Annotated in this window: 23 protein-coding genes and 3 pseudogenes; 17 read left to right on the forward strand and 9 right to left on the reverse strand. The window is 64.1% G+C overall.

The genetic code is table 11. The features are described from left to right. Nucleotides 1–10: 10 nt before the first annotated feature. From MUN23_RS03290 to MUN23_RS03310, 5 genes and pseudogenes are all read left to right on the forward strand, one after another. Entirely contained in the window at nucleotides 11–556 is a 546-nt protein-coding gene (locus tag MUN23_RS03290; protein ID WP_248762090.1) for a hypothetical protein, read from the forward strand. After that, nucleotides 546–1,088 (forward strand): DUF6036 family nucleotidyltransferase, encoded by a 543-nt coding sequence (locus MUN23_RS03295; protein ID WP_248762091.1) that lies wholly within the window; start codon nucleotides 546–548, stop codon nucleotides 1,086–1,088. The genes MUN23_RS03290 and MUN23_RS03295 overlap by 11 nt, the downstream gene beginning before the upstream one ends. Before the next feature lie 492 nt (nucleotides 1,089–1,580). Further along, nucleotides 1,581–1,922 (forward strand): helix-turn-helix transcriptional regulator, encoded by a 342-nt coding sequence (locus tag MUN23_RS03300; RefSeq protein WP_248762092.1) that lies wholly within the window; start codon nucleotides 1,581–1,583, stop codon nucleotides 1,920–1,922. Beyond that, the gene (locus MUN23_RS03305) at nucleotides 1,919–2,398 is read left to right on the forward strand and encodes an SRPBCC family protein (RefSeq protein ID WP_248762093.1); all 480 of its coding nucleotides are present in this window, start codon (nucleotides 1,919–1,921) and stop codon (nucleotides 2,396–2,398) included. The genes MUN23_RS03300 and MUN23_RS03305 overlap by 4 nt, the downstream gene beginning before the upstream one ends. Before the next feature lie 189 nt (nucleotides 2,399–2,587). Beyond that, nucleotides 2,588–3,253 (forward strand): annotated as a pseudogene (locus MUN23_RS03310) (DeoR/GlpR family DNA-binding transcription regulator); the annotation flags it as partial. A 199-nt stretch (nucleotides 3,254–3,452) separates the two neighbouring features. On the opposite strand, the gene MUN23_RS03315 reads toward MUN23_RS03310, so the two are convergent. Continuing rightward, a complete protein-coding gene (locus MUN23_RS03315; RefSeq protein ID WP_371875968.1) occupies nucleotides 3,453–3,635 on the reverse strand; it encodes a YegP family protein in 183 nt (60 codons plus the stop codon). 263 nt (nucleotides 3,636–3,898) lie between these two features. After that, nucleotides 3,899–4,156: a hypothetical protein gene (locus MUN23_RS03320; RefSeq protein ID WP_248762094.1), complete on the reverse strand. Its 258-nt coding sequence runs from the start codon at nucleotides 4,154–4,156 to the stop codon at nucleotides 3,899–3,901. 265 nt (nucleotides 4,157–4,421) lie between these two features. On the opposite strand from MUN23_RS03320, the gene MUN23_RS03325 reads away from it, so the two are divergent. Next, entirely contained in the window at nucleotides 4,422–4,808 is a 387-nt protein-coding gene (locus MUN23_RS03325) for a hypothetical protein (RefSeq protein WP_248762095.1), read from the forward strand. 92 nt (nucleotides 4,809–4,900) lie between these two features. Beyond that, on the forward strand, nucleotides 4,901–6,487 hold the full coding sequence (locus MUN23_RS03330; protein WP_248762096.1) for an alkaline phosphatase: 1,587 nt from the start codon (nucleotides 4,901–4,903) through the stop codon (nucleotides 6,485–6,487). Between the two features lie 88 nt (nucleotides 6,488–6,575). On the opposite strand, the gene MUN23_RS03335 is transcribed toward MUN23_RS03330, so the two are convergent. Next, nucleotides 6,576–7,313, reverse strand: a complete 738-nt coding sequence (locus tag MUN23_RS03335; protein WP_248762097.1) for a hypothetical protein — start codon at nucleotides 7,311–7,313, stop codon at nucleotides 6,576–6,578. Nucleotides 7,314–7,538: 225 nt separating this feature from the next. On the opposite strand from MUN23_RS03335, the gene MUN23_RS03340 reads away from it, so the two are divergent. The 7 genes and pseudogenes from MUN23_RS03340 to MUN23_RS03365 all read left to right on the forward strand — a co-directional run bounded on the left by MUN23_RS03340 (nucleotide 7,539) and on the right by MUN23_RS03365 (nucleotide 16,573). Continuing rightward, nucleotides 7,539–8,867: a DUF4241 domain-containing protein gene (locus MUN23_RS03340; protein WP_248762098.1), complete on the forward strand. Its 1,329-nt coding sequence runs from the start codon at nucleotides 7,539–7,541 to the stop codon at nucleotides 8,865–8,867. A gap of 49 nt (nucleotides 8,868–8,916) precedes the next feature. Then, nucleotides 8,917–9,858: a hypothetical protein gene (locus MUN23_RS03345; RefSeq protein ID WP_248762099.1), complete on the forward strand. Its 942-nt coding sequence runs from the start codon at nucleotides 8,917–8,919 to the stop codon at nucleotides 9,856–9,858. A 1,345-nt stretch (nucleotides 9,859–11,203) separates the two neighbouring features. Next, nucleotides 11,204–12,931, forward strand: a pseudogene (locus MUN23_RS23570) (PKD domain-containing protein); the annotation flags it as partial. A 91-nt stretch (nucleotides 12,932–13,022) separates the two neighbouring features. After that, nucleotides 13,023–13,190 (forward strand): annotated as a pseudogene (locus MUN23_RS23575) (hypothetical protein); the annotation flags it as partial. A 127-nt stretch (nucleotides 13,191–13,317) separates the two neighbouring features. Beyond that, nucleotides 13,318–14,961 (forward strand): Ig-like domain-containing protein, encoded by a 1,644-nt coding sequence (locus MUN23_RS03355; protein WP_248762101.1) that lies wholly within the window; start codon nucleotides 13,318–13,320, stop codon nucleotides 14,959–14,961. Between the two features lie 377 nt (nucleotides 14,962–15,338). Further along, complete coding sequence (locus MUN23_RS03360) at nucleotides 15,339–15,974, forward strand: hypothetical protein (RefSeq protein ID WP_248762102.1); 636 nt, start codon at nucleotides 15,339–15,341, stop codon at nucleotides 15,972–15,974. A gap of 185 nt (nucleotides 15,975–16,159) precedes the next feature. Then, nucleotides 16,160–16,573 (forward strand): HNH endonuclease, encoded by a 414-nt coding sequence (locus tag MUN23_RS03365; protein WP_248762103.1) that lies wholly within the window; start codon nucleotides 16,160–16,162, stop codon nucleotides 16,571–16,573. Between the two features lie 35 nt (nucleotides 16,574–16,608). Here the strand turns inward: MUN23_RS03365 and MUN23_RS23580 are convergent, their stop codons facing one another. Continuing rightward, entirely contained in the window at nucleotides 16,609–16,749 is a 141-nt protein-coding gene (locus tag MUN23_RS23580) for a type II toxin-antitoxin system PemK/MazF family toxin (protein WP_371875969.1), read from the reverse strand. A 202-nt stretch (nucleotides 16,750–16,951) separates the two neighbouring features. On the opposite strand from MUN23_RS23580, the gene MUN23_RS03370 reads away from it, so the two are divergent. Together MUN23_RS03370 and MUN23_RS03375 are read left to right on the forward strand one after the other, a co-directional pair. Continuing rightward, on the forward strand, nucleotides 16,952–17,665 hold the full coding sequence (locus tag MUN23_RS03370; RefSeq protein WP_248762104.1) for a hypothetical protein: 714 nt from the start codon (nucleotides 16,952–16,954) through the stop codon (nucleotides 17,663–17,665). A 2-nt stretch (nucleotides 17,666–17,667) separates the two neighbouring features. Continuing rightward, a complete protein-coding gene (locus MUN23_RS03375; RefSeq protein WP_248762105.1) occupies nucleotides 17,668–18,243 on the forward strand; it encodes a hypothetical protein in 576 nt (191 codons plus the stop codon). A gap of 145 nt (nucleotides 18,244–18,388) precedes the next feature. Here MUN23_RS03375 and MUN23_RS03380 read toward each other — a convergent pair whose 3' ends face one another. Further along, nucleotides 18,389–19,627, reverse strand: coding sequence for a S8 family peptidase (locus tag MUN23_RS03380; protein WP_248762106.1), 1,239 nt, complete (start codon nucleotides 19,625–19,627; stop codon nucleotides 18,389–18,391). A gap of 158 nt (nucleotides 19,628–19,785) precedes the next feature. Between MUN23_RS03380 and MUN23_RS03385 the strand changes: the two genes are divergently transcribed. After that, nucleotides 19,786–20,490: a hypothetical protein gene (locus MUN23_RS03385; RefSeq protein WP_248762107.1), complete on the forward strand. Its 705-nt coding sequence runs from the start codon at nucleotides 19,786–19,788 to the stop codon at nucleotides 20,488–20,490. A 118-nt stretch (nucleotides 20,491–20,608) separates the two neighbouring features. On the opposite strand, the gene MUN23_RS03390 is transcribed toward MUN23_RS03385, so the two are convergent. From MUN23_RS03390 to MUN23_RS03405, 4 genes are all read right to left on the reverse strand, one after another. Next, entirely contained in the window at nucleotides 20,609–21,067 is a 459-nt protein-coding gene (locus tag MUN23_RS03390; RefSeq protein WP_248762108.1) for a DUF2231 domain-containing protein, read from the reverse strand. A gap of 374 nt (nucleotides 21,068–21,441) precedes the next feature. Then, nucleotides 21,442–21,624, reverse strand: coding sequence for a hypothetical protein (locus MUN23_RS03395; protein ID WP_248762110.1), 183 nt, complete (start codon nucleotides 21,622–21,624; stop codon nucleotides 21,442–21,444). Between the two features lie 60 nt (nucleotides 21,625–21,684). After that, complete coding sequence (locus MUN23_RS03400; RefSeq protein ID WP_248762111.1) at nucleotides 21,685–22,422, reverse strand: hypothetical protein; 738 nt, start codon at nucleotides 22,420–22,422, stop codon at nucleotides 21,685–21,687. Nucleotides 22,423–22,822: 400 nt separating this feature from the next. Then, complete coding sequence (locus MUN23_RS03405; RefSeq protein ID WP_248762113.1) at nucleotides 22,823–24,199, reverse strand: hypothetical protein; 1,377 nt, start codon at nucleotides 24,197–24,199, stop codon at nucleotides 22,823–22,825. Nucleotides 24,200–24,430 lie beyond the last annotated feature (231 nt).

A 24,430-nucleotide genomic window follows, 5' to 3' on the forward strand; every position in this document is an offset into this window, starting at 1 on the left:
GGATACAAACATGTCAACAACGTTGACGGATGAGCTCATCCGCATAGCCAAGGATGCTGCCCTGGCGGCTGAAGAGGCCCGTCTTGAGATGCTTGCGGCCTCCGGCCGCCGGGCCGAAGCGGTGTTCGCGCTCTCGGCTCAGGGGATGTCTGTTCGTAAGATCGCAGAGGTCATCGGCGTAAGCCCGTCGGTGAGCCAGCGCCTGCTCGAAAAAGCCAAGGAAAGCCGGCCGCACCTAACCCGGCGTGAAGAACGAGTGTCATACGAGCTGCACCGTGCCGTGGCCGAAAAAGTTCGCGAGGATCCCCAGCCGGTACTCAGCAAAGCAAGAACCAATCTGCAGAAGATGGCGTCTCGCGCCGGCGATGCTCACGCCCGAGGCTGGGTTGCCGAGTGGACCGCGCTCGTCAACGGCGCTGATCTCAACCGACTCGTGGATGCCATGCTGCGTCCGGACGAACGCGGAATCGACCTTCGCCAGATGACGCCGTTCGCTGGCGTACTCTCCCAGAAGGAGCGGCTGGTCGCCATACATAAGGCAGCGCGTGCGCCGTAGCGAACTCGAGCACGCGATCCGCGCGGCGACAGAAATCATCCACCAGGATGCTGTCTTCATCATCGGCAGCCAAGCCATTCTTGGGTCCTTCACGGAGGACGAGTTGCCTGCCGAGGCAACGCGGTCCGAAGAAGTCGACATCGCTCCCATGCAGGATGATGACGCCCAGTCACTGGCTACGGAATTGGACGCCACCATCGGCGAAATGTCCCACTTCCATGAGACTCACGGCTTTTACGTCCAGGGCGTCGGCCGGGACACGGCGGTGCTACCGGCTGGCTGGGCGGACCGTCTGGTCAAGGTCAGTAACGCTAACACCCGCGGCCGAACCGGGTTATGTCTGGAGCCCCACGATCTTTGCGTCGCCAAACTCATCGCCGGCAGGGCGAAGGACCATCTGTTTGTCGGCGCACTCCTCAAACACGGCCTTGTTAGCCGGGAGATCATCGCCCAACGGCTGCTGACCGTCTCCAACGACGACGTCCGTCGGGACCGGGCGCTTTCGTTAGTCCGGAGCGCATCCCAGATCTGACCGGCAGGCCACGTAACTGCTCCGTTCATATGAGATCTGTAGAGCCTCACCCTGGTTGAGCCTGTCAGTAACCCAGCGGGCAGTGACTACCCACGGCCTTGCATGCGTTCACGCGGCCATGTGCCCAGAAAGTGCCAGTGCCCGAAATCCTGTCGGCAGATGATTCGACATTTGAACGGACTGACGTGTCCGTGCCGCCAGCATGGAGCTCCCAGCAAGCGCGGCAATGCCAGCGACCATGATGAGGCCATCGACGTACCGCTGGCGACGTCATAACCCTGAGAGCGGCCGTTCTGCATGCCCAGCTGGAACGGGTGGTTCGGGAAGGTTGCTGGTCTTCTGCGGTAGTAGGTCGTAGAAGAAAATGACGGGATAGCAGCGGGCAGTGGCATAGCACGTCGGCCGCTGGTTGAGCCTTCCGAAAACGAGCCCGACACATTCCTTGAATCACTTAGCCAATGCACTTAGTGTTCCCTCGTGATACTTTGCCTTATGGCTAAGTATCCGCAGCTGAATATCGTCTTCCAGGCGCTGGCCGACCCCACTCGCCGCGCCGTGCTGGGGCGGCTGGGTCAAGGCCCTGCAAGCATCAGTGAGTTGGCGAAGCCTTTCGATATGGCGTTGCCCTCGTTCATGAAGCACATCCACTTTCTTGAGGAGAGCGGATGGATCCAGACGCGCAAGGAGGGTCGGGTGCGCACTTGCGTCATCGAGAAGAAATCATTCGCCGTGGTCGAGGCATGGCTGTCCGAACAACGCGACATCTGGGAAAGCCGCACTGACCGGCTCGAGCACTTCGTCACCACCACCCATGAAAAGGAACAGGAACAATGAACTCAGCCACACACCCGGATCTCGATCTGACAATTTCGCGAATCATCAGCCCGCCCCGCTCCGTCGTTTGGGGGGCATGGACGGACAGGGCGAGCTTCGAGCAATGGTGGGTGCCTGCACCTGCCGCCTGCAAGGTCCTGGAAATGGATCTCCGGCCCGGTGGATCATTCCTCACCCAGATCAGCGAGAACGGCGGCGAGTTCATGCCGCACATGAGGGGCTGCTTTCTCGCAATCGATGAACTCGAGCGAATCGTCTTCACGAATTCCCTGGTCGGTGGCTGGCGACCGGCTGAAGAGCCATTCATGACCGCGATCATCTCGCTGACGGACCACCCGGAAGGTACCGAATACGTCGCCAACGTGATGCACCGCAACAACGCAGATCGAAACATGCATGAAGAGATGGGCTTCTATGACGGGTGGGGCACCGTCACGAGGCAACTCGCCAAACTCGCAGAGCAACAGGCGCTGTAGGACGCCGGTGGTTGAGCCCATCGAAACCGACCTTTTCGAATCCCATCGACAGGTCTTGTCACGCAGTTAAACGACAATCGAAGGGTACGTGAACACAAAGATCACCAAGGACGCCCCCACCGCCGACTTCCGCATGCTGGGCGAGGCGGACAGTATTTCTGCTGACCGCCCCGCCCCTGTTGTTCCAGTCGCGATCTGGCGCTCCTGAACGGGCAGGGCCGCCTGGCCCGCACGTACGGCGGCGCAATGGCCCTGGGCGCCCACCCGGAGGCGTCGCTGCGGCAGCGCACCGGCCAGGCTTTTGAGCAGAAGCACGCCATCGCCCGCTGGGCGGCGTCCGTGATCCGGCCCGGAGAGAACATCCTGCTCGACGCCGGCTCCACCGTGGGTGCCCTCGCCCACGAACTGCGCGGTTTCGACAAGCTGTCCGTGACCACGCCGGGCATCAACACCATGCAGGAACTGGCCGAGTCCGACGGCGTCGAAGTGGACTGCCTGGGCGGCCGGCTGCGGAGCCTGAGCCAGAGCTTCGTGGGCCCGCTCGCCGAGGCGACCCTGGAACGGATGAGCTTTGACCGGGTGTTCCTCGGCGCCGACGCCGTCACCGCCGAGGACGGCATCTGCGAGGCCGACCATGCCCAGACCAGGCTCAAGGAGCTCATGGCCCGGCGCGGCAATCTTGTGTATGTGTTGGCGGACTCGTCCAAGCTGGGGCTGCGGCCCTTCCACGCCTGGGCACGTCTGGCGTTGCCGTGGACGTTAGTGACGGACGACGGCGCCGACCCGGCCCAGGTGCAGAAGTTCCGGGACGCCGGAGTCGAGGTTGAGGTGGCTGAGGTACTGCCCGGCGGTTGAGCCTGTCGAGACGATACCCGCGCGTATCCGGTCAGCTTCGTCAGGACGCTCCAAGTGTCCCGTGACTAATGGCTAATACCGCGATTCAAGCACAGGGTTTCGACACAAAGTTATGAGAATCGCCAACTCGCAGCGTTCCTCCGGTCCCTGTCATTCTTCCGTCGCCGGCACGGAATGTCCGAAGTGTCCTGCCTGGAGCCTAGTCCGAGAGGTCGGCGATCAGGCCTGTGCCCGCGCATTCTCGTACGGCATCGATTCCGGCGACCGCTGCTAACTTGTCATCGAAACCGGACGACAGGGCCAATACCAATCCTCTGCCATCGAGGAGCCGGAACCTGAACTGCGATTTCGCATCAACGAATAACTCAAAACGGCCAGCCATAGTGTTCCCCCTGAAGACGGGGAGCACCCCGCCCAACAGCCCTCGGTAAAGGGCCTGCGAAACCGCCTGCTGCTGGACGGATCCGGACTACTCGAACGCGGCGGTGCGTCGGAATTGGTCCGTAAAAAAGAAGTGGTGACCCTTTGCCGTCACCACTCCTCATCCAACCATGCGGTTCAGGCTTCAACAAGGGCCACATGTTGGCGGGTTCCCGGGAATCTTCAGCGAATTGCGGTGCACTGGATGTACTCAGTGCCGGCTGTTCACGGTTGGACGGAGTCAAAGAACCGGTATTCCGGCGGAGCGGTCCGGGCCTCGTGCGCCTTGGCCTGGATGAAGTCGCGGTCTTCCTGGGAGGGTTCGCTCTCGCCGTGCCGGTCACCCGCGTTCGTCCCGCCAGTCTCCTTGCAGATGATCGCCGTGATAGTCCTTGGCAGGATCAGGCACCCCGGGTTGTCGATGAGCCACTGCTGTGTGGTGTGATCGAGACGGTCCCATTGGTCCTTGATGTTCATCCCCATGAATGCTGCCTTCCCAAGCGAACGCGCGTATTGACGGGCCCCGGCATCACGTCGGTAACCAAGTGTGCGCTCAGCGTACGCGCGCCAGCTAGCAAAGGACAGGGGCCGCCCGGCACGGAACCGCCTCAGACCTGGCCCGGGTGACGCCGCCGCGAGCCAGCCGACTTGCTTCGCTGCAGACCTGCCGGATCCTGGTGGTCGAGCCTGTCGAATCCAGCACAGAAGCGACCTGATCAAATCGAGGGTCCGGACGCTAAAATAGACCATGTTGGTCTTCCCAGCCATCGGACTCCTGCTTTGGATTGCCTTCCTTTTTGCCGTTCTAGTCGTCAGCGGCATCCTCTGGGTCTTCTGCCAGCTGGTGCTCGGGATCCTGACTCTCATAGAGCGGCCAAGACAGAAGAAGGTTACCGGCACCAGGCGCACCCCACCCCGGCTCCAACGCCCCGCCCCGGCACCGGCTCGGCCGCGGGCAGCATCCCCCGCAGCGCTGCCCGTTCGCCACACGGCACCGCGGCCGGCACGCGCCCCAGCACCAGCCCCGGCCTCGTCCGACATCTGGCCCAAATGGACCCCGGCCTACCGCCGCTACGTGGACCAGGAGTTGACTCTCTGGCAGGAGCAGTTCGACGCGCTGAACTCCAGGAAGTAGAAACTGCAAGTCGACAGGTCTTGTCACGCCGTTAACCACGCATTCACGCCTCCCTTACAAACTGTCCAACCGGCCTCCGTACGGTCGAACCCATGGACAACATTTCACGCAGATCCCTCCTTTCCGCCGGCCTCGGGGCCGGGCTCGTCGCCGCCTGGCCGGGTGCCGCCGTCGCCGTTTCAACAGCGGACGACGCCGGTCTCCGCACCGATCCGTTCGTGCTGGGCATCGCCTCCGGCGAGCCGTGGCCGGACGGCTTTGTGATCTGGACCCGGCTGTCACTGGACCCTGTTGCCGAGGACGGCCTGGGCGGCATGCCCTCCCGCAATGTCGCGGTGGCGTGGGAAGTGGCTGAGGACGCCGGCATGCGCACCGTAGTAGCCCGCGGCGTCGAGCATGCCCGGATCGAAACCGCGCACTCGGTGCACGTCGAACTCAAGGGCCTCCGCCCGGGGCGCGAATACTTCTACCGGTTCCGCACCGGCCGGCACGTCAGCGTGGTGGGCCGCACCCTCACCAGCCCGGCGCCGCACGAGACGCCGGCGGCGCTGGCCATGGCATTCGCCAGCTTCTCGCAGTACGAGCACGGCTACTTCACCGCGTACTCGCGGCTGGCGCAGGACCACCCGGACCTGGTGCTGCACCTGGGTGACTACATGTACGAGTACAAGAAGGGCAGCTACGTGATCGGCGGCGGCAACCCGCGTGACCACCAGGGCCCCGAGACTTCCAGCCTGGCCGGGTACCGGCAGCGGCACGCGCAGTACAAGTCCGACGCCGACCTGCAGGCCGCGCACGCGATCGCGCCGTGGCTGGTGGTGTGGGATGACCACGAGGTGGACAACAACTGGGCGGACGAGATCCCCGAGAACAAGGACGCCAGCCAGCTGAACGACACCACCGAGCGTTTCCGGCAGCGCCGGACCGCCGCGTTCCAGGCGTACTACGAGAACATGCCCCTGCGGGCCTCGTCAGTGCCTGCCGGGTTCGACATGAAGATCTACCGCACCATCCAGTGGGGCCAGCTGGCCAACTTCCACATGATGGACACCCGGCAGTACCGCGACGACCAGCTCGCCGGCGACGGCTGGAAGAAGAACGTCACCGAACGCCTCGCCGAGGACCGCACCATCACCGGCGCCGACCAGGAGAAATGGCTGCTGGACGGCTTCAAGAACTCCACCCAGCGCTGGGACATCCTGGGCCAGCAGGTGTTCTTCGCCGAAAAGGACCGCAACCAGGCCCCGGAGATCGACGACGTCTCCATGGACGGGTGGGACGGCTACGCCGCCTCCCGCCGCCGCATCACCCAGGGCTGGGTGGACGCGAACGTCCGCAACGCCGTGGTCCTCACCGGCGACGTCCACCGCAACTGGGCCAACGACATCAAGGTCGACTACAGGGACCCCGCCTCCCCCGTAGTCGGCTCCGAACTGGTGTGCACGTCCATCAGCTCCACCGGCAACGGCACCGGCTCAACGGTGGATCCCGTGATGGCCTGGAACCCGCACCTGAAGTTCTACAACGACAACCGCGGCTACGTGAACACCCGCATCACCAAGGACGCACTCACCGCCGACTTCCGGGTACTGGACTACGTCACGACGCCGGGATCCCCCGTCAGCACGAAGGCCTCCTTCGCAATTAAGGACGGGGTGCCGGGACTGGTCGGTGGTTGAGCCTGTCGAAACCCAGGGGTAGGCCCCACAACTAGAACGTCCGGCCGGGGCACACCGGCCGGACGTTCCGCCGTGCGGCGTGGGAAGGCTAGGGCTGGACAACATTCACGAGTTCTGACCGTTTTCCGGTCTGCAGGTCCTCGGTCAGGACCAGCGCACCGACCTCGGGGCAGTGATATTTATGCTCCCGGGAATTCTTTTCAAGCGGCGTCCAGTCATAAACCTTGATGCAGCCGGTGTAGGTGCGGGTTTTCGTGGAGACGGTCTCGCCGGTCGCGACGGTGTCCCGCATGTCCTCTGCATGACCAACGTAAAATTCCTGCCTATAGGAATCGCCGGTGCGCTGCTCGGCCTTCATCCAGATGCCGGCTTTTGCGCCATCTTTTCCGTGCACAAAGCTGCCGGCGTGGTCCAGCAACATCCCGTACCAATAGTTGTTCACGTCCTCGCCGAAGTACCACACGTCACCGTTCTTGTGTTGTGCCAGGTAATCCCGGGTTTCCTCTACGAGCTGCCCGTTCTTGTATTCCTTGTCCAGGTAGATGGCCGTCTCAACGCCCTCTATGGTCTTGGTCTCCTGCAGGATTTCGATTTCAATCCTCTCGGTGACGCGTCCTTGCTCGGTCGTTTCGTAAGGCATTTTCTTGCCGACGGGGAGGGCGAAATATTGATTGGTAATTTTGGTGGTGAAATCGGCCGGGTTGATCTGCGGATCGTACTCCGCGGCCCTGCTCCTTTTTGTGTTGTCGACGACAAAAAGTGCCGCCCCGCCAACAACAAGCAACAGGACGACGAGAGCAAAGAATATTTTGGTTCGTTGATTCATGACCTATCCCACTCCTTCTGAGTAGAAATTCCTGTAGGGGGTCAGAGCACCCTTGCTTGCCCATGGCCATAGGAGAAAGGTAGTGCAGTCCGTCGTGAACCTGAACCCCCTGTACGAACACTCCGTATGGACAGGGCACTGCCCCATGAACGGCGACCGGCGGACCCACGGCACGCTCGTCCGGCTTAGGAAGAAGGGTCATAGTGTGGCCGTAGGATGTGTCGCATGACTCAGGACAAGGTTCGCGCCAGAATCGAGGCCTTCGTGGCCGATTTCCGCACGAGGTGGCAGCGGTCAGGCACATCGCCGGGCATGTTCGCTTTCGATCCTGGGGTGTTCGAAGCCTGGGCCGACGAGTTGGCGGACCTGGTCGAGACGCATTGCACCCCGGGAGTCCGCACCGGCGCGGAAGGTGCGTTGTCCTCCAGCCCCGCGCACGACCCGTCCGCCGAGCAGATCACCGACGTCGAGGTCGACGAGGACACGGCGACGGTCCGCTCGGTCATCCACACGGCGGGGAGCACCACCTTCTACTACGAGTACCAGCTGCTGCGAGGCGATGACGGCTGGCGGATCTCCCATCTCTCGACCTTCCTCGACGCGCCCGGCACACGGTTGATCGATCCGGCCCGGGCCGAGGCACTCTTGCAGAGTGCAGCACCCGATGCCGCCCTGCCCGACCTACCAGCCCAGCTGGAGCTCGACATACCGGGATTGTTTACCGCGGGCCGGGTGGTGGCACCGTTCGGCGAACCGACGCCGCTCGAGGTCCACCACCTCGGCAAGCTCACTTGCGCCTCCGGGGTGCTCACGGTCTTGGACTTGGGTTCGGTTGACGCCCACTTCGTCCCCTTGGCGCGGCGGATCATGCCGGGGACGTATTCCGTCGAAGTCGCCACGGCGGCGGAAATGACGGTCGCAGTACGGCTGCTGCTCTCCGCGGCGCCGGCGGTCAGCTGGCACCCCGCCGAGTTCACCGACGGCAGGCCCGGGGTAGGGGTCGACGCCGGAAACGTCGCCCTCCTTGACGTCGGGTCGCTGGTGGAGTGCCAAGCCCAGCGCGTCGAGGCGATGTTTCAAGAGCACGTGGAACGGCTCATGGAAACACCGGGCACAATGTTCGGCCTCGCCGGCGAGGTGGTGGACGCGGTCATGGTCTCGAGCGGGTACGGCGACGGGACTTACCCGTGCTACTGGGGTTTGGCCGCCGACGGCAGCCTCACCTCGCTCGTTGTCGATTTCCGGGTGCTCGCAGAGAACATCCTCCGCACCAGCCGCGTGCCGTTCCAACCCGGCCCCGTCAGCACCCCGGAACTCGCCGGTCACGAACTGCAGATCACCGCGGATGACGGGTCGTTCGTCGTCAGCAGCAGGGGTGAGGACATCACCGGCCTCCGTGTGCTGGCACCGGACGGCGCGCTCCTTCTGGACGGAGACCATCTGGGCACCTTTATCACCGGAGGCATCTCCAGCAGGACGTGGAACCCGGACGCGCCTCCTCCGCCCGGCTCCGTCCTCGAGGTCACCGAGTACCTCGGGTACCGACACATCTGAGGGTTATCGGATGAAGTCAGCGCTCACTCGTTTCAGACCCTTCCGGAGCGTGGCCGCAACCGCCGCAGCCCTTCTGGCGGTCTCTGCCGCGGGTTGCACCAGCGCTCAAGAGCCGCCTGATGTTCGGATCGCTGCTGTCGGTGACATGAACGGCGTCGAGACCTATGCGCCTGATAGCCCTTCCGGTCGGAACGGTGCGGCGATCACCCGGCTCGTGCAGAACAACGAGATTGACGCGTTCCTAGGGCTCGGGGACTTCCAGTACGACACCGCGTATTGCGCGGACTACGTGAACTACTGGACGCGGCTGTGGGGTGGCACGAAGCCCAAGTTGTACTGGGTGTCCGCCCCCAACCACGACTGGCAACCCGGCCGCAACGAAGACCTCGACAAGTTCATGGATGGCCAATGCCCGGGCTCTCCGGCGAAGGCTGCGATCAACCAGGAGCGTGGGTTCATCGGGAACGGGGAACCGTACTCGAAGGACTTCGGGAACTGGCACTTCGCGTTCCTGTCGTCGGCGCACTGGCGGTACGACCCCACGCAGGCGCTGGCGTTGACGACGTGGCTGGACAACGACCTCGCTGCGGCCAAGGCGGCGGGTAAGCACCTGGCAGTCGTGTACCACGAACCGTACTTCACGTCGAACACGAACGAACATGAGCGGGCCGCTGACCACAAGCCGTGGATCGACGTGATGTGGAAGCACCGGGTCCGCCTGACCCTGTCAGGGTCACAGCACAACTACGAACGGTCATGTCCCGTGAACAACGCTGACCAGTGCGTTAGTGACGGGATGACAGCGTTCCAGGTTTCCACGGGAGGTATCGATCTCCGCTCCTTCACTAGCAGTCCGTCGTACATCGTGAAGCGGTTCAGCGACACCCACGGGTTCCTTCGGATGACACTTCGAGACAACGGGTCTTTCGACTGGAACTTCGTTCCAACGTCGGGGTCGGGCACGGACGCAGGTACGCGTTCCGCACCGTAAAAGCCGGGTAGTCCGGGCTGAAAGACGGGTAGCGCCTGCGAGAAATACGAGTACAGGGAAGCCCCTCACCACGCTGGTTGGCCTCCTGACCCGGGCATACACTGACCAGACGCCTGCCGCGACGCCTGACAAGAATCGAAGGGAGAAGAGTTGTGAAGAAACCTTCGCCTCGGGAAACAGCGATCACACGAGGGGAGGCGCGACTCACGGAACCTGATGCCCGTCGCCGGTGACAGCGGCGGCAACCGAAGAATCTAATATCCGCCGGGACAGCCCTGCACCGGAGCGGCTTGGTCTCACCGTCGCCACACAACAAACTACCGGCGTCCGCTTCGGCTCTTGATTGGAAGAGACCATGAGAAAGACCCTGCTCGCGTTCATCACGGCATTCGCCCTGGGGATCGTCGTTCAACTCCGGGGAGCAACGTTGCTGGACGATGCATTTGCCCACATGGGCGGGCGTGGTAGAGGTCGCAGGACTTCCTGGCTTGGCGTAAAGCGGGGAGGTGGTCGCCCGGCTGGTCTTCATCCACGCGGGTCGCGGAATCTGCGGCTCCCTGCACTGCTGACAGCGCTGCTGCTTGCGCTGGGTGGTGTTCTGGTGGTGCCGGTTGCAGCGTCGGCTGCTGAGGGTGATGTTGGGGTTGAGGGTCCGTCACATTCGGGAACGGGGACGCCGACGGGTACGAAGCGGGCGACGAGTTCGCTGTGGTTCAACGACGGGCTCTGGTGGGGGAACCTGTGGGACACTGCCAGCTCGGATTTTCATATCTTCCGGTTCAATGCCGCGTCGAGCTCGTGGGTCGATACGGGCGTGGCGACGGAGACGCGGGCGAGCACCCATCATGACGTGTTGTGGGACGGGACGACGTTGTACGTGGCGAGCTATCGGTTCGTCGCCGACAACCTGCCGGCTGAGCCGAACTTCCCGACGACGATGCGGCGCTACAGCTACAACTCGAGTACCAAGTCTTACTCGCTGCTGTCCTCTACAAACATCAACAACTACAAGGTTGAGACCCTGACCATCGATAAAGACTCGACGGGTCGGGTGTGGGCCACGTGGCAGCAGGGAAACAAGATCTATCTGAACGTCACTGGCACGGACGGCACAACATGGGGCACCACGCCGTTCCCGCACCCTGCGTCGTTGAGCAATGTGTCTGTGGACGACACGTCGGCTGTGATCACGTTCGGACCCGGCAAGATGGGTCTGATGTGGAGCCGGGAGGTCGGTGACGCCACGGACGGCATGTACTGGAGCTACCACGTCGATGGAGCGTCGAACACCGACTGGAGCGCACCTGTGGCGGCGGTGTCGGGGCCGGCCAGCAGCGATGACCACATGAATTTGAAGTGGCTGGACTCCTCGGGCGGTCGGGTTTTCGCCGCTGTCAAGACGTCCTTCACGTCCGCGCCCCAGCCGCTGATCCAGCTGTTGGCATTGAATGGCACGACGTGGTCAGCGCACACGATCGCGACTGTGTCGGAGTGCCCGAACCGGGTGATCGTCCTAATTGATGAGAGCACGCAGAGACTGCGAACCTTCGCCACCTATCCGAAGCCGAGTGGCACGACGAACGCTGGTGTCTGCTCTAACTCGGGGGGTGCGATCTACGAGAAGTCCTCGCCGCTGGACACCATCAACTTCACCACCGCGACGAAGACGGCTCGTATCGTGGACTCCGACCAGTATGTCCACAACGTGACGTCAACGAAGCAGAACCTCAACAGCGCGGCGCGGGGCACGGCCAACAGCGGTCTGCTGGTGCTCGCCGATGTGAACGCCACCAGCCGGTACTGGCACTTTTACGACCGGGCGCCCGTTGCCTCCTTCACGGCCACCCCCACTTCCGGCACCGCGCCGCTGGACGTGGCCTTCACCGATACCTCCACCGACTCGCCGACGTCGTGGTCCTGGGCCTTCGGCGACGGCGACACGTCCACCGCGCAGAACCCGGCCCACACCTACACAGCCGCCGGAACCTACACCGCGACCCTGACCGCCAGCAACGACACCGGCTCAAGTTCAACCACCTCGACCATCACGGTCAGCCCGGCACCGCCCCCCGTTGCCTCCTTCACGGCCACCCCCACTTCCGGCACCGCGCCCCTGGACGTGGCCTTCACCGATACCTCCACCGACTCGCCGACGTCGTGGTCCTGGGCCTTCGGCGACGGCGACACGTCCACCGCGCAGAACCCGGCCCACACCTACACCGCCGCCGGAACCTACGCCGCGACCCTGACCGCCACCAACGACACCGGCTCAAGTTCAACCACCTCGACCATCACGGTCAGCCCGGCACCGCCGCCCGTTGCCTCCTTCACGGCCACCCCCACTTCCGGCACCGCGCCCCTGGACGTGGCCTTCACCGATACCTCCACCGACTCGCCGACGTCGTGGTCCTGGGCCTTCGGCGACGGGGACACGTCCACCGCGCAGAACCCGGCCCACACCTACACAGCCGCCGGAACCTACACCGCGACCCTGACCGCCACCAACGACACCGGCTCAAGTTCAACCACCTCGACCATCACGGTCAGCCCGGCACCGCCCCCCGTTGCCTCCTTCACGGCCACCCCCACTTCCGGCACCGCGCCCCTGGACGTGGCCTTCACCGATACCTCCACCGACTCGCCGACGTCGTGGTCCTGGGCCTTCGGCGACGGCGACACGTCCACCGCGCAGAACCCGGCCCACACCTACACCGCCGCCGGAACCTACACCGCGACCCTGACCGCCACCAACGACACCGGCTCAAGTTCAACCACCTCGACCATCACGGTCAGCCCGGCACCGCCCCCCGGTGCGCCCACGTTGGACGCACCCTCCACCGTCAACATTGCCAACGTCGATGCCGTGCCCGTCTCCGGCACCGCCAGGGCCAGGCCCGCGGACACCGTGAGTGTCACAGCGTCCGACGGCGCGGGCAATGCCGTGAGCGGAACGGCCACGGCCAGCTCGACCGGAGCCTGGTCCCTTCCGACACTCAACCTGACGAGCCTCAACGACGGCACCGTGACCCTGACCGCAACCGCGACCGATACGGCGGGCAACGTCAGCCCGGCGACGACGGCAATGGTCCCCAAGGACACCGTGCCCCCCCGCCACGCCCACGTTGGACGCACCCTCCGTCGTCAACGTGGCCAACGTCGATGCCGTGCTCGTCTCCGGCATCGCCGAGGACGCGGGCACCGTGAGTGTCACAGCGTCCGACGGCACGGGCAATGCCGTAAGCGGAACGGCCACGGCCAGCCCGACCGGAGCCTGGTCCCTTCAGGCACTGAACCTCTCGAGCCTCAACGACGGCACCGTGACCCTGACTGCCACCGCGACCGATACGGCGGGCAACGTCAGCCCGGCGACGACGGCAACGGTCCCCAAGGACACCGTGCCCCCCCGCGGCGCCCACGCTGGACGCACCCTCCGTCGTCAACTTGGCCAACGTCGATGCCGTGCCCGTCTCCGGCATCGCCGGGGACGGGGGCACCGTGAGTGTCACAGCGTCCGACAGCGCGGGCAATGCCGTGAGCGGAACGGCCACGGCCAGCTCGACGGGGGCCTGGTCCCTTCCGACACTCAACCTCTCGAGCCTCAACGACGGCACGGTGACGCTGACCGCAACCGCAACCGCAACCGATACGGCGGGCAACGTCAGCCCGGCGACGACGGCAACGGTCCCCAAAGACACCGCGCCCCCCGCCGCGCCGACACTGACGGCCCCCGCCACAGTCACCGCCGCGACCGTCACGTCCGTGACGGTCAGCGGCAGCGCCGAGGCCGGAACGACCGTCACGCTCAACGTCACGGACGCCAACGCCGTTCACACCGTCACCGCGACCGCGACCGCGGACGGAACCGGGAATTGGTCCATAACGCCACTGAACCTGACGAGCCTGAGCGACGGCCAGCTCACATACACCGCAACCGCGACCGATACGGCGGGCAACGTCAGCCCCGCGACGACGGCAACGGCCCCCAAAGACACCGCGCCCCCCGCCGCGCCCACGCTGACGGCCCCCGCCACAGTCACCGCCGCGACCGTCACGTCCGTGACGGTCAGCGGCAGCGCGGAGGCCGGCGCAACCGTCACGCTCAACGTCACGGACGCCAACGCCGTTCACACCGTCACGGCGACCGCGACCGCAGACGGAACCGGGAATTGGTCCATAACGCCACTGAACCTGACGAGCCTGAGCGACGGTCAGCTCACATACACGGCCACCGCGAGGGACACGTCCGGCAACACGGGCGCGTCCGCAGCGCAGACCGGAACGAAGAAGACGACCTCAACGGCACCGCAGTTCACGAGCGTGCCGTCCCAGATCACGGGCGACACAGTGACGGCCGTGCCATTCGCGGGGACCTCCGATCCGGGGGCAGCCGTGGCGCTCACGGCCACCGATTCGGGGAATCACAGCCTAACGGCCACGGCAACCGCGAACGGCTCGGGAAACTGGTCCGCGACGATGAACCTCAGCACCCTCAACTCGGGACCGGTCACGTTCTCGGCCCAAGCCACCGACACCTACGGCAACATCAGCACGGTGACGACGGCGACGAGCCGCATCGGCCCGAGGGTCGTGTCCGTCACGCTCCAGAACGGCGGAACCGCCGGCAAAGCGGACACCAACGACAAGGTCGTGGTCGCGTTCAACGAGCCGATGAGCCCGGGCTCGTTCTGCAACACCTGGACGAGCACCACGGGGCCGTGGACCCAGAGTAGCAGCAGCGTCAGCGTGCTGATCAGCCGCAACACCTCGGCCCCCAACGACACCCTGACCCTCTCGACGGGTTGCACGACCAACAACTTCGGCACCGTCAACCTCGGCGCCCGCTACACCACCAGCACCGGCGGAAACCTCACCTTCAAGGGCACCAGCACCCTCCCACGGTCCTCCGTCTCGCTGAGCGCGGACGGCAAGACCCTCACGATCACCCTCGGAGCCTTCAAGAGCGGCACCCGGGCCACGGGCGTCATCGCCGGCACCCCCACCTACCAGGGGACAGCGAGCGGGCAATTGGGCATCGCGACGGACACGAGCGGAGTCCCGCTCGGACGCAATCCCTCCAGCTCCGGGACTGCGTCGCGCTTCTGATCCTCGCATTGCGCGGTTCGATGGTGCGGATGCAGGGGCGGCCAGCGTCCGGCGTTCCACCGGCACGAGACCTGAAGTAAAAGTTCCTCGACACCGTGAGGGCTGTTCCTGCGCCAAAGCTGGGAAGAACTTGCGGAGGCCTTGACGCGGGGTGGTCAGAATTGCCTCCATCGCCCTGCCTTTTTGCTGCAGGCTACGTGGTTTCGTTCGGCGAGCAATTTCGCGTCATCAATTTATGGGGGCAATAGATGAATGCACTTTTTCGACACAATGAAGCACGAGAGCCGGTCAACAATGAAGTTGGCCATGTGATCCGGACTTCACCGGGATCATGGATTTCCCGACGGCGAGTGGCTGCCGGGGCTCTGGCGGTCGCCGTGGTCATTTCAGCAACGGCCTGCGGCGGTCAATCGGCGGCCTCTATCAGTACTCCACTTGCCAGTGAGTCCGCATCCGCGACGGCAACGCCCACTCCAACCGCGCCGGCTTCTTCCGCCTGCCTCACCGAGAATGCGACTGAAAAGTACCTGCCGAAGATCTTCATCTGCACCAAGACCGACGCCGGAAAACTGCAGTGGATGGAGCAGTCGGAATCGAAGCGGGTAACGGACGCGCGAACGGCAGCGGCGGCGAAGGCCGCGGCTGAGAAGGCCGCCGCTGACAAAGCAGCGCAAGACGCTGCTGCAAAGGCAGCCGCAGAGCAGGCCGCTGCGGAGGCGGCCCGTCAGGAAGCTGCTGCCGCAGAAGCGGCCCGCCAGCAGCAAGCCGCTGCTGCAGCAGCAGCCGCCGCGGCAGCGGCAAAAGTCCCGGCGCCCGTGCGGCCTGCCGCCCCCGCAGCGCCGTCCGGATGCGACTCGAACTACGCGGGAGCGTGTGTGCCCATTGCATCTGACGTCGATTGCGCCGGAGGGAGCGCCAACGGTCCTGCGTATGTGCGAGGACCCGTCACGGTCGTTGGATCCGACATCTATGGTCTGGACCGCGACGGGGACGGTGTTGGGTGCGAAGGGTAACCAGCGAGGTTGCGGACAACTCGATGGTGGAATTGAAACGCGTCTACTGGGGCCGTAAGGCTTTGCGTTTGGCATACGCGGCCGTAATGATGTGGCTAGGAATCTCAGTTTTCCTGGCCCTAATGCCAAAGCCGAAAGTAGTTTCCGGGACTGGTCTTTCCGTGGCGACCGAGGTCCTGCGCGGAATGCTTGAAAGCGTTCTGGCTGCGGCTGCCCTGCCCGGCGCAATTCTTGTGGGCCTGGTCATCGTTGCTGCCGTCGTCCACAGCCAAGACGTCCGACGCCGGGACCCGGTAAGACGTTTCACGCGCCAGCAGCGCCGCGAAGGCATGGCCCGAGCTGCCAATCTGTGTGAAATGGAGGCAGGATTCCGGCGCCGTTGCTCCCGGCCCGCTGAGCACGGCGACCATTTCTACCCCTGGTCCAAGGGCGGATCCACCAGCCTGCAGAACTTCGTCGCCGCCTGCGCCAGGTGCAACCGGGCAAAGGGCGCCAGGATTCCTTCCCCGGGCCAACAGGAACGGATAGAACGACGACGGCGGGACAACGTTACGCCCAACGGTCCCCTTAGCGTCGGCGAGCGGCAGCCGCTTCGCTGACCGCCCCGCCGTTATTGCCGTTGCTTAGGCTCAGCTCAGCGCCCTAGGCCCAGAAAGACGGCAGGGGACTGTTCGACCGCAGTCATCGTCTTGGCGTCTATTTGCCCTAATCGCTGCCCAAGATTAGCGCGTCGAACGGTGGTCAGCTTGTCCACCATGATCTGGCTTTCGCACATGTGACGCGTCCGCTCTAATCAAAAGTACAACGGCCCTGACGACAGTCGCGGCTGCGTCCTTGAGCCCGTCGAAACCCGGCGGCTGGGCTGTCAATCCCCTGCCGGAGACAACGGCAGCCTCGAGCTTTAGAATGACTATTCACAAGTAGGCGCGCGCATCACGCCCCTGCTCCGTGATTGATCATGAATGGGATGGCTACTCATGAGCAACAGCGCACCTGAGTCCGGTCGCGACCCACGACCTGTCCCGCCGCGGAGGCCTGCCAACCCGCCCAGGATCGGAGCAGCGGAGGGAACTCCAACGCCCGCAAATGAACCCCTGGCCAGCCCCTCCGTTCAGTTGGCCGGCAGGGACGACGCGGTTGCGGTACCGCTCGACAACTATGGCGAGTTCATCGGCCGGTTGAAATCAGCGGCCGCCAAGCTCACTCCCCGTCGCGATGCCCTGAGCGCGGCCCTGGACGCCGCCGGACTCCTCTTGGACCAGAACAACGCAGGCGTCGAGTTTTGGGGTCAGCGACGCACTCGAGTCCGTCAGCTCCTCAACCTCCAAGCCGCAAAGCAGCAGGCCCGGACCTACCGGAGCCTCAGCGAACTCCATGAGGTTGCCCTGAAGATGGAGCAGATGTTCAGCAATCGCGCGCAGCGGCTCCAGCAGGTGTGCAGCGGGATCCGGGCGCGCCGGGACCACATCAACGCGGCGCTTGTTGAACTGGACAAGAGCACGGTCAAATTAGCGTCATCGAGAAGGATCGCCCAGGAGCGGGAGCATCTCAGCAAAATCGCCGCGGACCTGTCCGTCTCGGCCGACAATCTCAGCTTCGGCGTCCCCGACCCCGGCCTTCGTGACAGCCTCCGTGAGGCCCGGGAGGCCATTCTTCTTGCCGAGGCCCTGCTCGAGGTGAAAGGGAACTGATCATGAAGAACCCACATACTAAGCACCGGGTCGTCTGCAGTTTCACTGACAGGGAGTGGACTGGGAGGCCAGACGATGGAGCGGGTGCTTTATTCGGCAAGTTATCGGTTGTGGGACTCGCCCTGTGCTTCCTCCTGATGCTCCTGATTCCTGGCCTGAGGGACGTGTCCGCCGTGGTGTTGTTCGTGGCTATGTTTGCAACCACTTTCACGGCACTGAGCATCCTCGCCAGGAGTTCTCGAGAGCGGGCATTTCTCCAGGGGGTGACCGCGTCTGTGAACGAAGTACTCCACGAACTCTCCGTCGGCAGCGGTGCCCAACTCGGGGCTGACGATTTGCGCTTGCTGCTCGTCACTGGCAAAACCAGGCCGCTGTCAGTGAACGGGGTAGCTGGTCTGGAGCTCAAAGTCATTCGGAATACTTCACCGAAGCCCTCGAAGCATCCAAAACCCATCATGAAACCCATCACCACCACATACGTCGTGCTGGCAGCCACGCCGCCCGATTACGGAGTGGAAAGCTTCGACCGTCTGCTCGAGGCAGTCACCGCAGACCCTGGCGCTTCCCCTCGGAGCTGAGCCTCACCCACCCCTGCATCACGTCATATGAGCATTACAGGCCTCGACAGGCGAACGCCTTTGACATGATCCATGATGCGGCCGGCCCGGGTGAGCCTGCCCTTAACGCTTCCGCAAGACGCGGTACGCGACCCCCGAACAATGACTACCGGACAGCCTTGTCAGCGTTCACGCGGCCATATTTCCAGTACGTTCCGGTGCCAGAAATAGCATCCGCCGTCAATTCGACCTTGTCCCGGACCACCGCACTGGTAGCGCCAGTGTTCCTGCTCCACACAAGGGCGGCAGTGGCAGCGACGATCGGTGAGGACATCGAGGTGCCGTTGCCGACGTCGTAACCCCGTGACCGGTTGTACTGCCCCTCAAGGACGAACTTGTGGTTGGGGAACGTCGAGTAGACGTTGACTCCGGGCGCTGCGATGTCCACCCAGCTGGCGCCGTAGGTGGAGAACGATGCTTTGGCGTCAAAGTTGTCGGTAGCGGCCACGGCGATGACGTTGGGGTATGCGCCCGGGTAGATCTTGGTCTGGTTACCGCCGTTGCCTGCCGCGGCGACGAGAACCACGCCCCGGGCCCATGCGTTGTTGACGGCAGTTTCGAGGGTGCGTGACGCCCGCACTCCAAGGCTCATGTTGATCACCTTCGCGCCATTGCTGACCGCCCAGTTGATGCCGTTCGCAAGGCTTGAGCTGGATCCGATCCCGCTGTCGTTCAGCACCTTTCCGTCCAGAATGGTGCACCCCGGGCACGTCCCGGCCACCCCCACGGTGTCGTGGCTGGCGGCGACGATGCCGGCCACGTGGGTGCCGTGGCCGTAGTTGTCGTCCCCGGTTTCCCCGTTGGTGAAGTTGGCCCGCGCAACAACTTTCGTGTTGATGTCGGGGTTGTCGTTTGCCACGCCTGAGTCGAGCACGGCAACTTTGATGCCAGTCCCCGGCGTGGTGCTCCACGCTTCCACGGCGTCCACATCGGCGTCCGGCTTCCCCGCGGCGATGGTCAGCGTGCCGGCAGTGTTCGTGAAGGACTGGCCAACATTGTGCAGTGCGTACTGGCGCTGGAAATACTGGTCATCCGTAGCAGGAGTAACCACCTCGTCCGGCTCGGCGTACTCAACGGCGGGGTTCCGGCTGAGCGCCTCGATGAGCTTCAGTTCCTTGCCCTCGGGAACCCTGATCAGGTGGGCGCCGGTGCTGCCGATTCCGGGGCCCTCAGTGAGACCGTGACCGCGCAGCACACCCTCGGCCGCGCCGGTGTCGCGGAACTTGACCAGGATCTGCCCCGTAATCTGGGACGGCTCCGCTGCGGCAGCGCCCGGGGCCGCCAGGGTGATTCCGCCAAACGCCATGACCATTGCTGCAAGACCAACTACCACTGACTTTTTCATCCAGCCATTTTGCGCCTCATTCCCCCGGCGAGATAGTGCCTTCCGCACGATAGGGGGCGGCCGACGGCGGGACGCGCCACCGGGCCCGGCGGCCGCGGGCTCTGCGAGCGTCGTCCCATGTACAGCGGGTCATGCGGAACCTACAATGAGCCATGCCCATGACCGGCCGAGCTGTCTCTGGTGCAGTGCTGCTCGTCCTTGAGGCAGTTCTGGCACTGCTGGCTGTGCTGGTCCATAGCGGTTTCATGGCGGTGTACGGCCGTGTTGCCGATACCGCGTTCGAAGGACTCACCTGGGCGTTGACGGCAGGTCCTTCCGGAATGGCGCTCGGTCTGGTCGCGGTGGTTGCCGTGGTCGGTTTGGTCCTCTCGCCACGACTGTGGATGCGACTGACGGCCGTGGCCATCCCGGTCCTCATGCTGCTCGTGATGCTCGCTGTCACCCCCTTGGCCCTGGGGCAGAAGATCGGCAAGTACGACTCCTCTCCTCAGTGCGTGATCGAGGGTACGGATGAGCCCATGGCCAGTGCAGACCGACTGTCCCAGCGGGCGTTCGACTCCATCGAACACATTGGCCTTTACAGCGGTGGCGGCATGAGTGGTGTGGGCGGCTGTAGCCGCGGGTTTGCGATCTCAGGAGACGTCGATGTGTTGCAGCACTATCGTTCAGCGCTGCCGAAGGCGGGCTGGGAAGTGGTTGAGGATGACGGGCGCCACCTGCGGGCCCACCATGAGGGCCTTGCGTTCGAGGTGATGCCCTGCCCTGGAGGCGGTATCGTCTGGGCCGGAAGCCACGACGAGCCCGCATTCGGACAAGGGACGCCTGGGCTGGCGGGCACTGAAATTTGTCCACACGACCTGTGAAACGCAGCACCGATGCCGCCCGCGCCACCCTGTCGATCGATTCCAAGAGCCCGGCCTACCTGAGCATCAGCGTCCCGGTGGACTCGGTGGTTGAGCCTGTCGAAACCCCGTCCGAGGCTCACCTTTCAGTGTGTGCCGTTTCCCTGTCGCTTCCGCCCCGGGGACGCCTTGCCACACGGTGTGGCCGGCCGCTGCGCAGGTGGCCACCGAGGAAGCCGCTGGCCAGCAGCAGCACTGCTCCGGCCCGTGACAGGCCGATGCCGAGCTCGTGGCGGCCGCGTTCACGGGCGGCCCAGGAGGCGAGGTATACAAGGGTGGCCGCGGCACTGATGGTGGCGTGGACGATGCCTACGCGTTTCGTGCCGTGGTCCTTCATGGACCACTGCGCCCAGCCGGAGACAGCGGTGGGAACTGCTGCCACGACGCCCAGGGCCACCAGCCGTTTCGCCGCGAGCCGGGAGCTGTCGTCCTTGTAGAAATCGAGGAATATCGCCGACCACCAGGCGCCAAAAGGACCGTCGGTCAGGATGCCATGCAGGGGGATGCCGGTGGCATCTCCGCGAAAGAAACCCCGCATTCCCGGACGGGCCGTAAGGCGGGCGGCATAGGGTTCAATTATTTTGACGACAGGTCCCAGGGGCTTTGCCCCTTCAAGCAAGCCAAGGAACTGTGCATAGCGGCCGCTGCCGCCGGTATTGGCATGCAAGGACCGGCCGGTCGACTGTGAATCACCAGGTGCGCTGGGTGTTGAGTGCATGCAGCACAAAATACTCTTGGGGCGTCCTCATTGCACCGCCTTTTTAGGAACGCGGACGACGGCGGGCGCGTGCCCGCCGTCGTCCGCGCACTTTCCCGAGGGGGTTATTGTGACGGCCTCGAACCAGTAGTCCCTTCCGGCAGTCCAGACGAGATGGATTAAGCCTGCCGGAATCAACCATCAGGGGTGGAGATTCAGAGATTAGGAGGGACGTTGAGGCGAACGTCAGCGGCCTGGACTTCATCGAGCACCCACCGCTGGTACTTGGTGTGGTCCAGGTATTTCCTGCGTAGATAATCCCGGACGACCTTCCCCGGTCGTTGCTCGTTGGTATAACCGAGTTCTCGAGCGAGTTGGGCAGGTTCGTAGGTAGTCACGAATCTGAGTGTAGGCCGTGGCGTGACCACGCCTGGCGACCACCTATCGGGCCGCGCCTTCTACGGAACTCCGGCCGCCGATTCCGCCGCTGCCAAGGTCTGCGAAAACCTGTCCACTGCCAGCCTGTAGTCGGCCGCATTACCTGTGGTTCTCTCGTGATCGGCGGTGTGCATAGCCCTAATCATGGTCGCGGTCGAGGGTAATGAGACATCAGACATGGCGGGGAAATCGAACTGCAACCGAGGGTCCATCTCGTATGTAAGCCATCGCCGTTTGAGCAGATCGTGACGGTCGGCGGTCCTTTTGTATTCCTTGACATCCTCGAGGGACAGGTGCGCCAATAAACCTGCGTCAGCGCCTGCAGCCAGGGACACCGTCCGGACTGTCTCAGTTTGGCGGCCAAGAGCTTCTTCGGTCCCCAGGGCCAAAGGGGTAACGCTCTTGTCGGTGAACTGGACGTTGTACTGGTAGGCCCGAATCTCCGCTGGCGTCATATTGTCCAGATCGCTGGGAGATTTCCTGGCGACCTCTCTGGACCCGTATCGGCTCGCTACGCTGCTGCGAGGGACCGGGTAGAGGTACTTTCCGACGACAAACCCGATGGCGACGGCAATCCAGAACGCCCACGTAGGAAAATCCAACATTGACGCCGCGACTGCTGCACCCACAGTGCATGCGGCATGGCCACCTGAAAAGATGATCTTGGTGCGGCCGAGCCGGTAAACACGGCGGGGACGATCCAGTTGCTTCTCGTGGAATGATTTGAGCCTGACAGCCCAGTCACTGGCGTTGCTCACCAGTCACGCTCCTTATTCATTATGACGACGACACCGGCGACGAACTGTTGCTCCGCGGCCTGGGCCGCGGTCAACCCAAACACCGGTATAGGACTTGACCGGGTACGGCCGCTCCTCCGCAACGATACCTTTGACGAGGCCCCCGGCACCCAAGGCCGCAACGCTCGTTAGCACGTAGCGGCGCCGCGGGTCGCTAAGGACCTTCCTCACTCCGCTTGCGTGTGAGGAGACTTGGGACTTGGTTCCGGACGGACGCCGGGTGGAGTCCGTTATTCGGAACCGTAGATATTCCTCAAGCCGAGCCCTAAAGCCGTTAGATGGTCCGCACCCGCCGTGCGGCCGTCAACATGGCTGCCCTGCAGAACGATGCGGGGCCGCGCGGCGCTTCGCACCCCACGGGTCAGTAGAAGTCGGCTGGCGTAGGGGGGCGTTTGAGGACCCTGCTTAGCGGTTTGTCTCCGGGATAGGGCAGGCCGAGGGCAAGGCAAAAGAAGGCAGCCTTCAGGTCGGCGTTGCGGAAGTGGCTGACGACAGCCTTGTGAGTCTCGGCTCCGATTCGGGGGTGTCGCTTTATGTCGTCTACCGCACACTTCAAGTAGTTTTCGGCCCGTGAGAGCCTGTCTTTGTTCTCCCCGTATGTTTCATGCAGGGCCAGCCTCGCGTCGTTGGCGCCGTAGTTGGCTTGCGCCTTGCGGACGCGGTGGGTGACGGATTTGATGTAGTCCGCCACAAGGGCGTCCTCGCCTCCTGTGCCGAGCCCTGGCGGGACTGGCGCGAAGGGGTTGTCGGGAAGCCTAAGGATGCACCGCCCGGCGCCCTCGTCGAACCGATCGACGCGTATCCGGTCGGAGTAGGCCCGCAGGTGTCGGCCATCGGCCACGGCGAAGTTGCTCTGTGCCATCCAGCGGGCCACATAGACCGGCTTGGCCGTCGCGTAGTGCCTAGTACTGGAGGCGGGGATAATCTCGGCCGGATGCCCCGAATACGGCAGGATCCAGCGGTCGAATGTCCTCGCTGCGAATCTGGCCTCGTGCGGGAGCGTGTCCGTGGCCCCGAGAAGGCCTGCCCCGATGGCGGCCGCACCAAAGATCTCGACGTGGTCGCCGGGCGGGATCGCTGCCAGGACATGCCGCGCGTCCTCGTCGCTGACAGGCAGGGAGAGCCGCCCCTCCAGATAGTCGGCCCACGCCCACATGGTGCGTGGGTCGCGTGCGAGAAGCTCCCCTGGCTCGGCTTGCGCCGTGTGGTCCGTGTCTGGGGGGACGCGCTTGGGGGCCTCCGGACTCACGCCAACGCCCTCAGCTGGCTGGTCTGATCCGGAATCAAGAAGGCTGGCCCACTCGTAGTTGACGCCGACCGACCGCCCGCGCGCGAAGTGGGTGTTGGCGATTTCACTGAGTTCGCGGCTGCTCTTTTCTGGGTGGGTCAGCCGGATCCACTCGTAGTCCCATTCCTGCATGTCTCGTATGTGGCGGACTTGTCTGGTGGCGCGCATCTGGTCCGCGAGATCTTCACTGGCGAGGGCCGGGCTGCGCGGGGCCATGACCGGTGGGGGCTCGACTGGACGGGCCGGCTTGGGCGAGCGCGCCATGACCGGAAGGGTCGGGGTCCTGGCGAAGTGGACGATTGCCACGGTCAGCCCAACCACACCGAGAACGATCAGGAGAACCCACCAGTACTTGATGAGGACCCCGATCGCGGCGAGAGCGAGGAAGATGCCGAAGGGGCCAAGCCCACCGGCACCAGCGCTACGTGAGCGACGACGTTTACGTGCCATGCTGCATGATCCCACCTGGCGCCGACAATCTGTAGGGGCAAGAGTGCTCGCCGAAGGCCAGCGAGGTTGATTTCACGACTCGACTTGGCGGGACCAGTGTGGAGACTACAGGGATCAGTACTCTGATCGAGTCCGACTGCCGCGCGATGGTCTGCGGCGAGCATCCGGAGACAAGAGCTCATCGCCCGGTGCGTCTACGTCCTGGCGGACTCGTCAAGCTCGGCCTCCGGC

This window comes from Pseudarthrobacter sp. SSS035 (assembly GCF_023273875.1).
Lineage (GTDB): Bacteria > Actinomycetota > Actinomycetes > Actinomycetales > Micrococcaceae > Arthrobacter.

Bases quoted from the DNA above. Each gene is read 5' to 3' on its own strand.
- MUN23_RS03290 (WP_248762090.1), top strand. From the start codon at position 11: ATGTCAACAACGTTGACGGATGAGCTCATCCGCATAGCCAAGGATGCT.
- MUN23_RS03300 (WP_248762092.1), top strand. From the start codon at position 1,581: ATGGCTAAGTATCCGCAGCTGAATATCGTCTTCCAGGCGCTGGCCGAC.
- MUN23_RS03305 (WP_248762093.1), top strand. From the start codon at position 1,919: ATGAACTCAGCCACACACCCGGATCTCGATCTGACAATTTCGCGAATC.
- MUN23_RS03315 (WP_371875968.1), bottom strand. From the start codon at position 3,635: ATGGCTGGCCGTTTTGAGTTATTCGTTGATGCGAAATCGCAGTTCAGG.
- MUN23_RS03320 (WP_248762094.1), bottom strand. From the start codon at position 4,156: ATGGGGATGAACATCAAGGACCAATGGGACCGTCTCGATCACACCACA.
- MUN23_RS03325 (WP_248762095.1), top strand. From the start codon at position 4,422: ATGTTGGTCTTCCCAGCCATCGGACTCCTGCTTTGGATTGCCTTCCTT.
- MUN23_RS03330 (WP_248762096.1), top strand. From the start codon at position 4,901: ATGGACAACATTTCACGCAGATCCCTCCTTTCCGCCGGCCTCGGGGCC.
- MUN23_RS03335 (WP_248762097.1), bottom strand. From the start codon at position 7,313: ATGAATCAACGAACCAAAATATTCTTTGCTCTCGTCGTCCTGTTGCTT.
- MUN23_RS03340 (WP_248762098.1), top strand. From the start codon at position 7,539: ATGACTCAGGACAAGGTTCGCGCCAGAATCGAGGCCTTCGTGGCCGAT.
- MUN23_RS03365 (WP_248762103.1), top strand. From the start codon at position 16,160: ATGCTTGAAAGCGTTCTGGCTGCGGCTGCCCTGCCCGGCGCAATTCTT.
- MUN23_RS23580 (WP_371875969.1), bottom strand. From the start codon at position 16,749: ATGTGCGAAAGCCAGATCATGGTGGACAAGCTGACCACCGTTCGACGC.
- MUN23_RS03370 (WP_248762104.1), top strand. From the start codon at position 16,952: ATGAGCAACAGCGCACCTGAGTCCGGTCGCGACCCACGACCTGTCCCG.
- MUN23_RS03375 (WP_248762105.1), top strand. From the start codon at position 17,668: ATGAAGAACCCACATACTAAGCACCGGGTCGTCTGCAGTTTCACTGAC.
- MUN23_RS03380 (WP_248762106.1), bottom strand. From the start codon at position 19,627: ATGAAAAAGTCAGTGGTAGTTGGTCTTGCAGCAATGGTCATGGCGTTT.
- MUN23_RS03385 (WP_248762107.1), top strand. From the start codon at position 19,786: ATGACCGGCCGAGCTGTCTCTGGTGCAGTGCTGCTCGTCCTTGAGGCA.
- MUN23_RS03390 (WP_248762108.1), bottom strand. From the start codon at position 21,067: ATGCGGGGTTTCTTTCGCGGAGATGCCACCGGCATCCCCCTGCATGGC.
- MUN23_RS03405 (WP_248762113.1), bottom strand. From the start codon at position 24,199: ATGGCACGTAAACGTCGTCGCTCACGTAGCGCTGGTGCCGGTGGGCTT.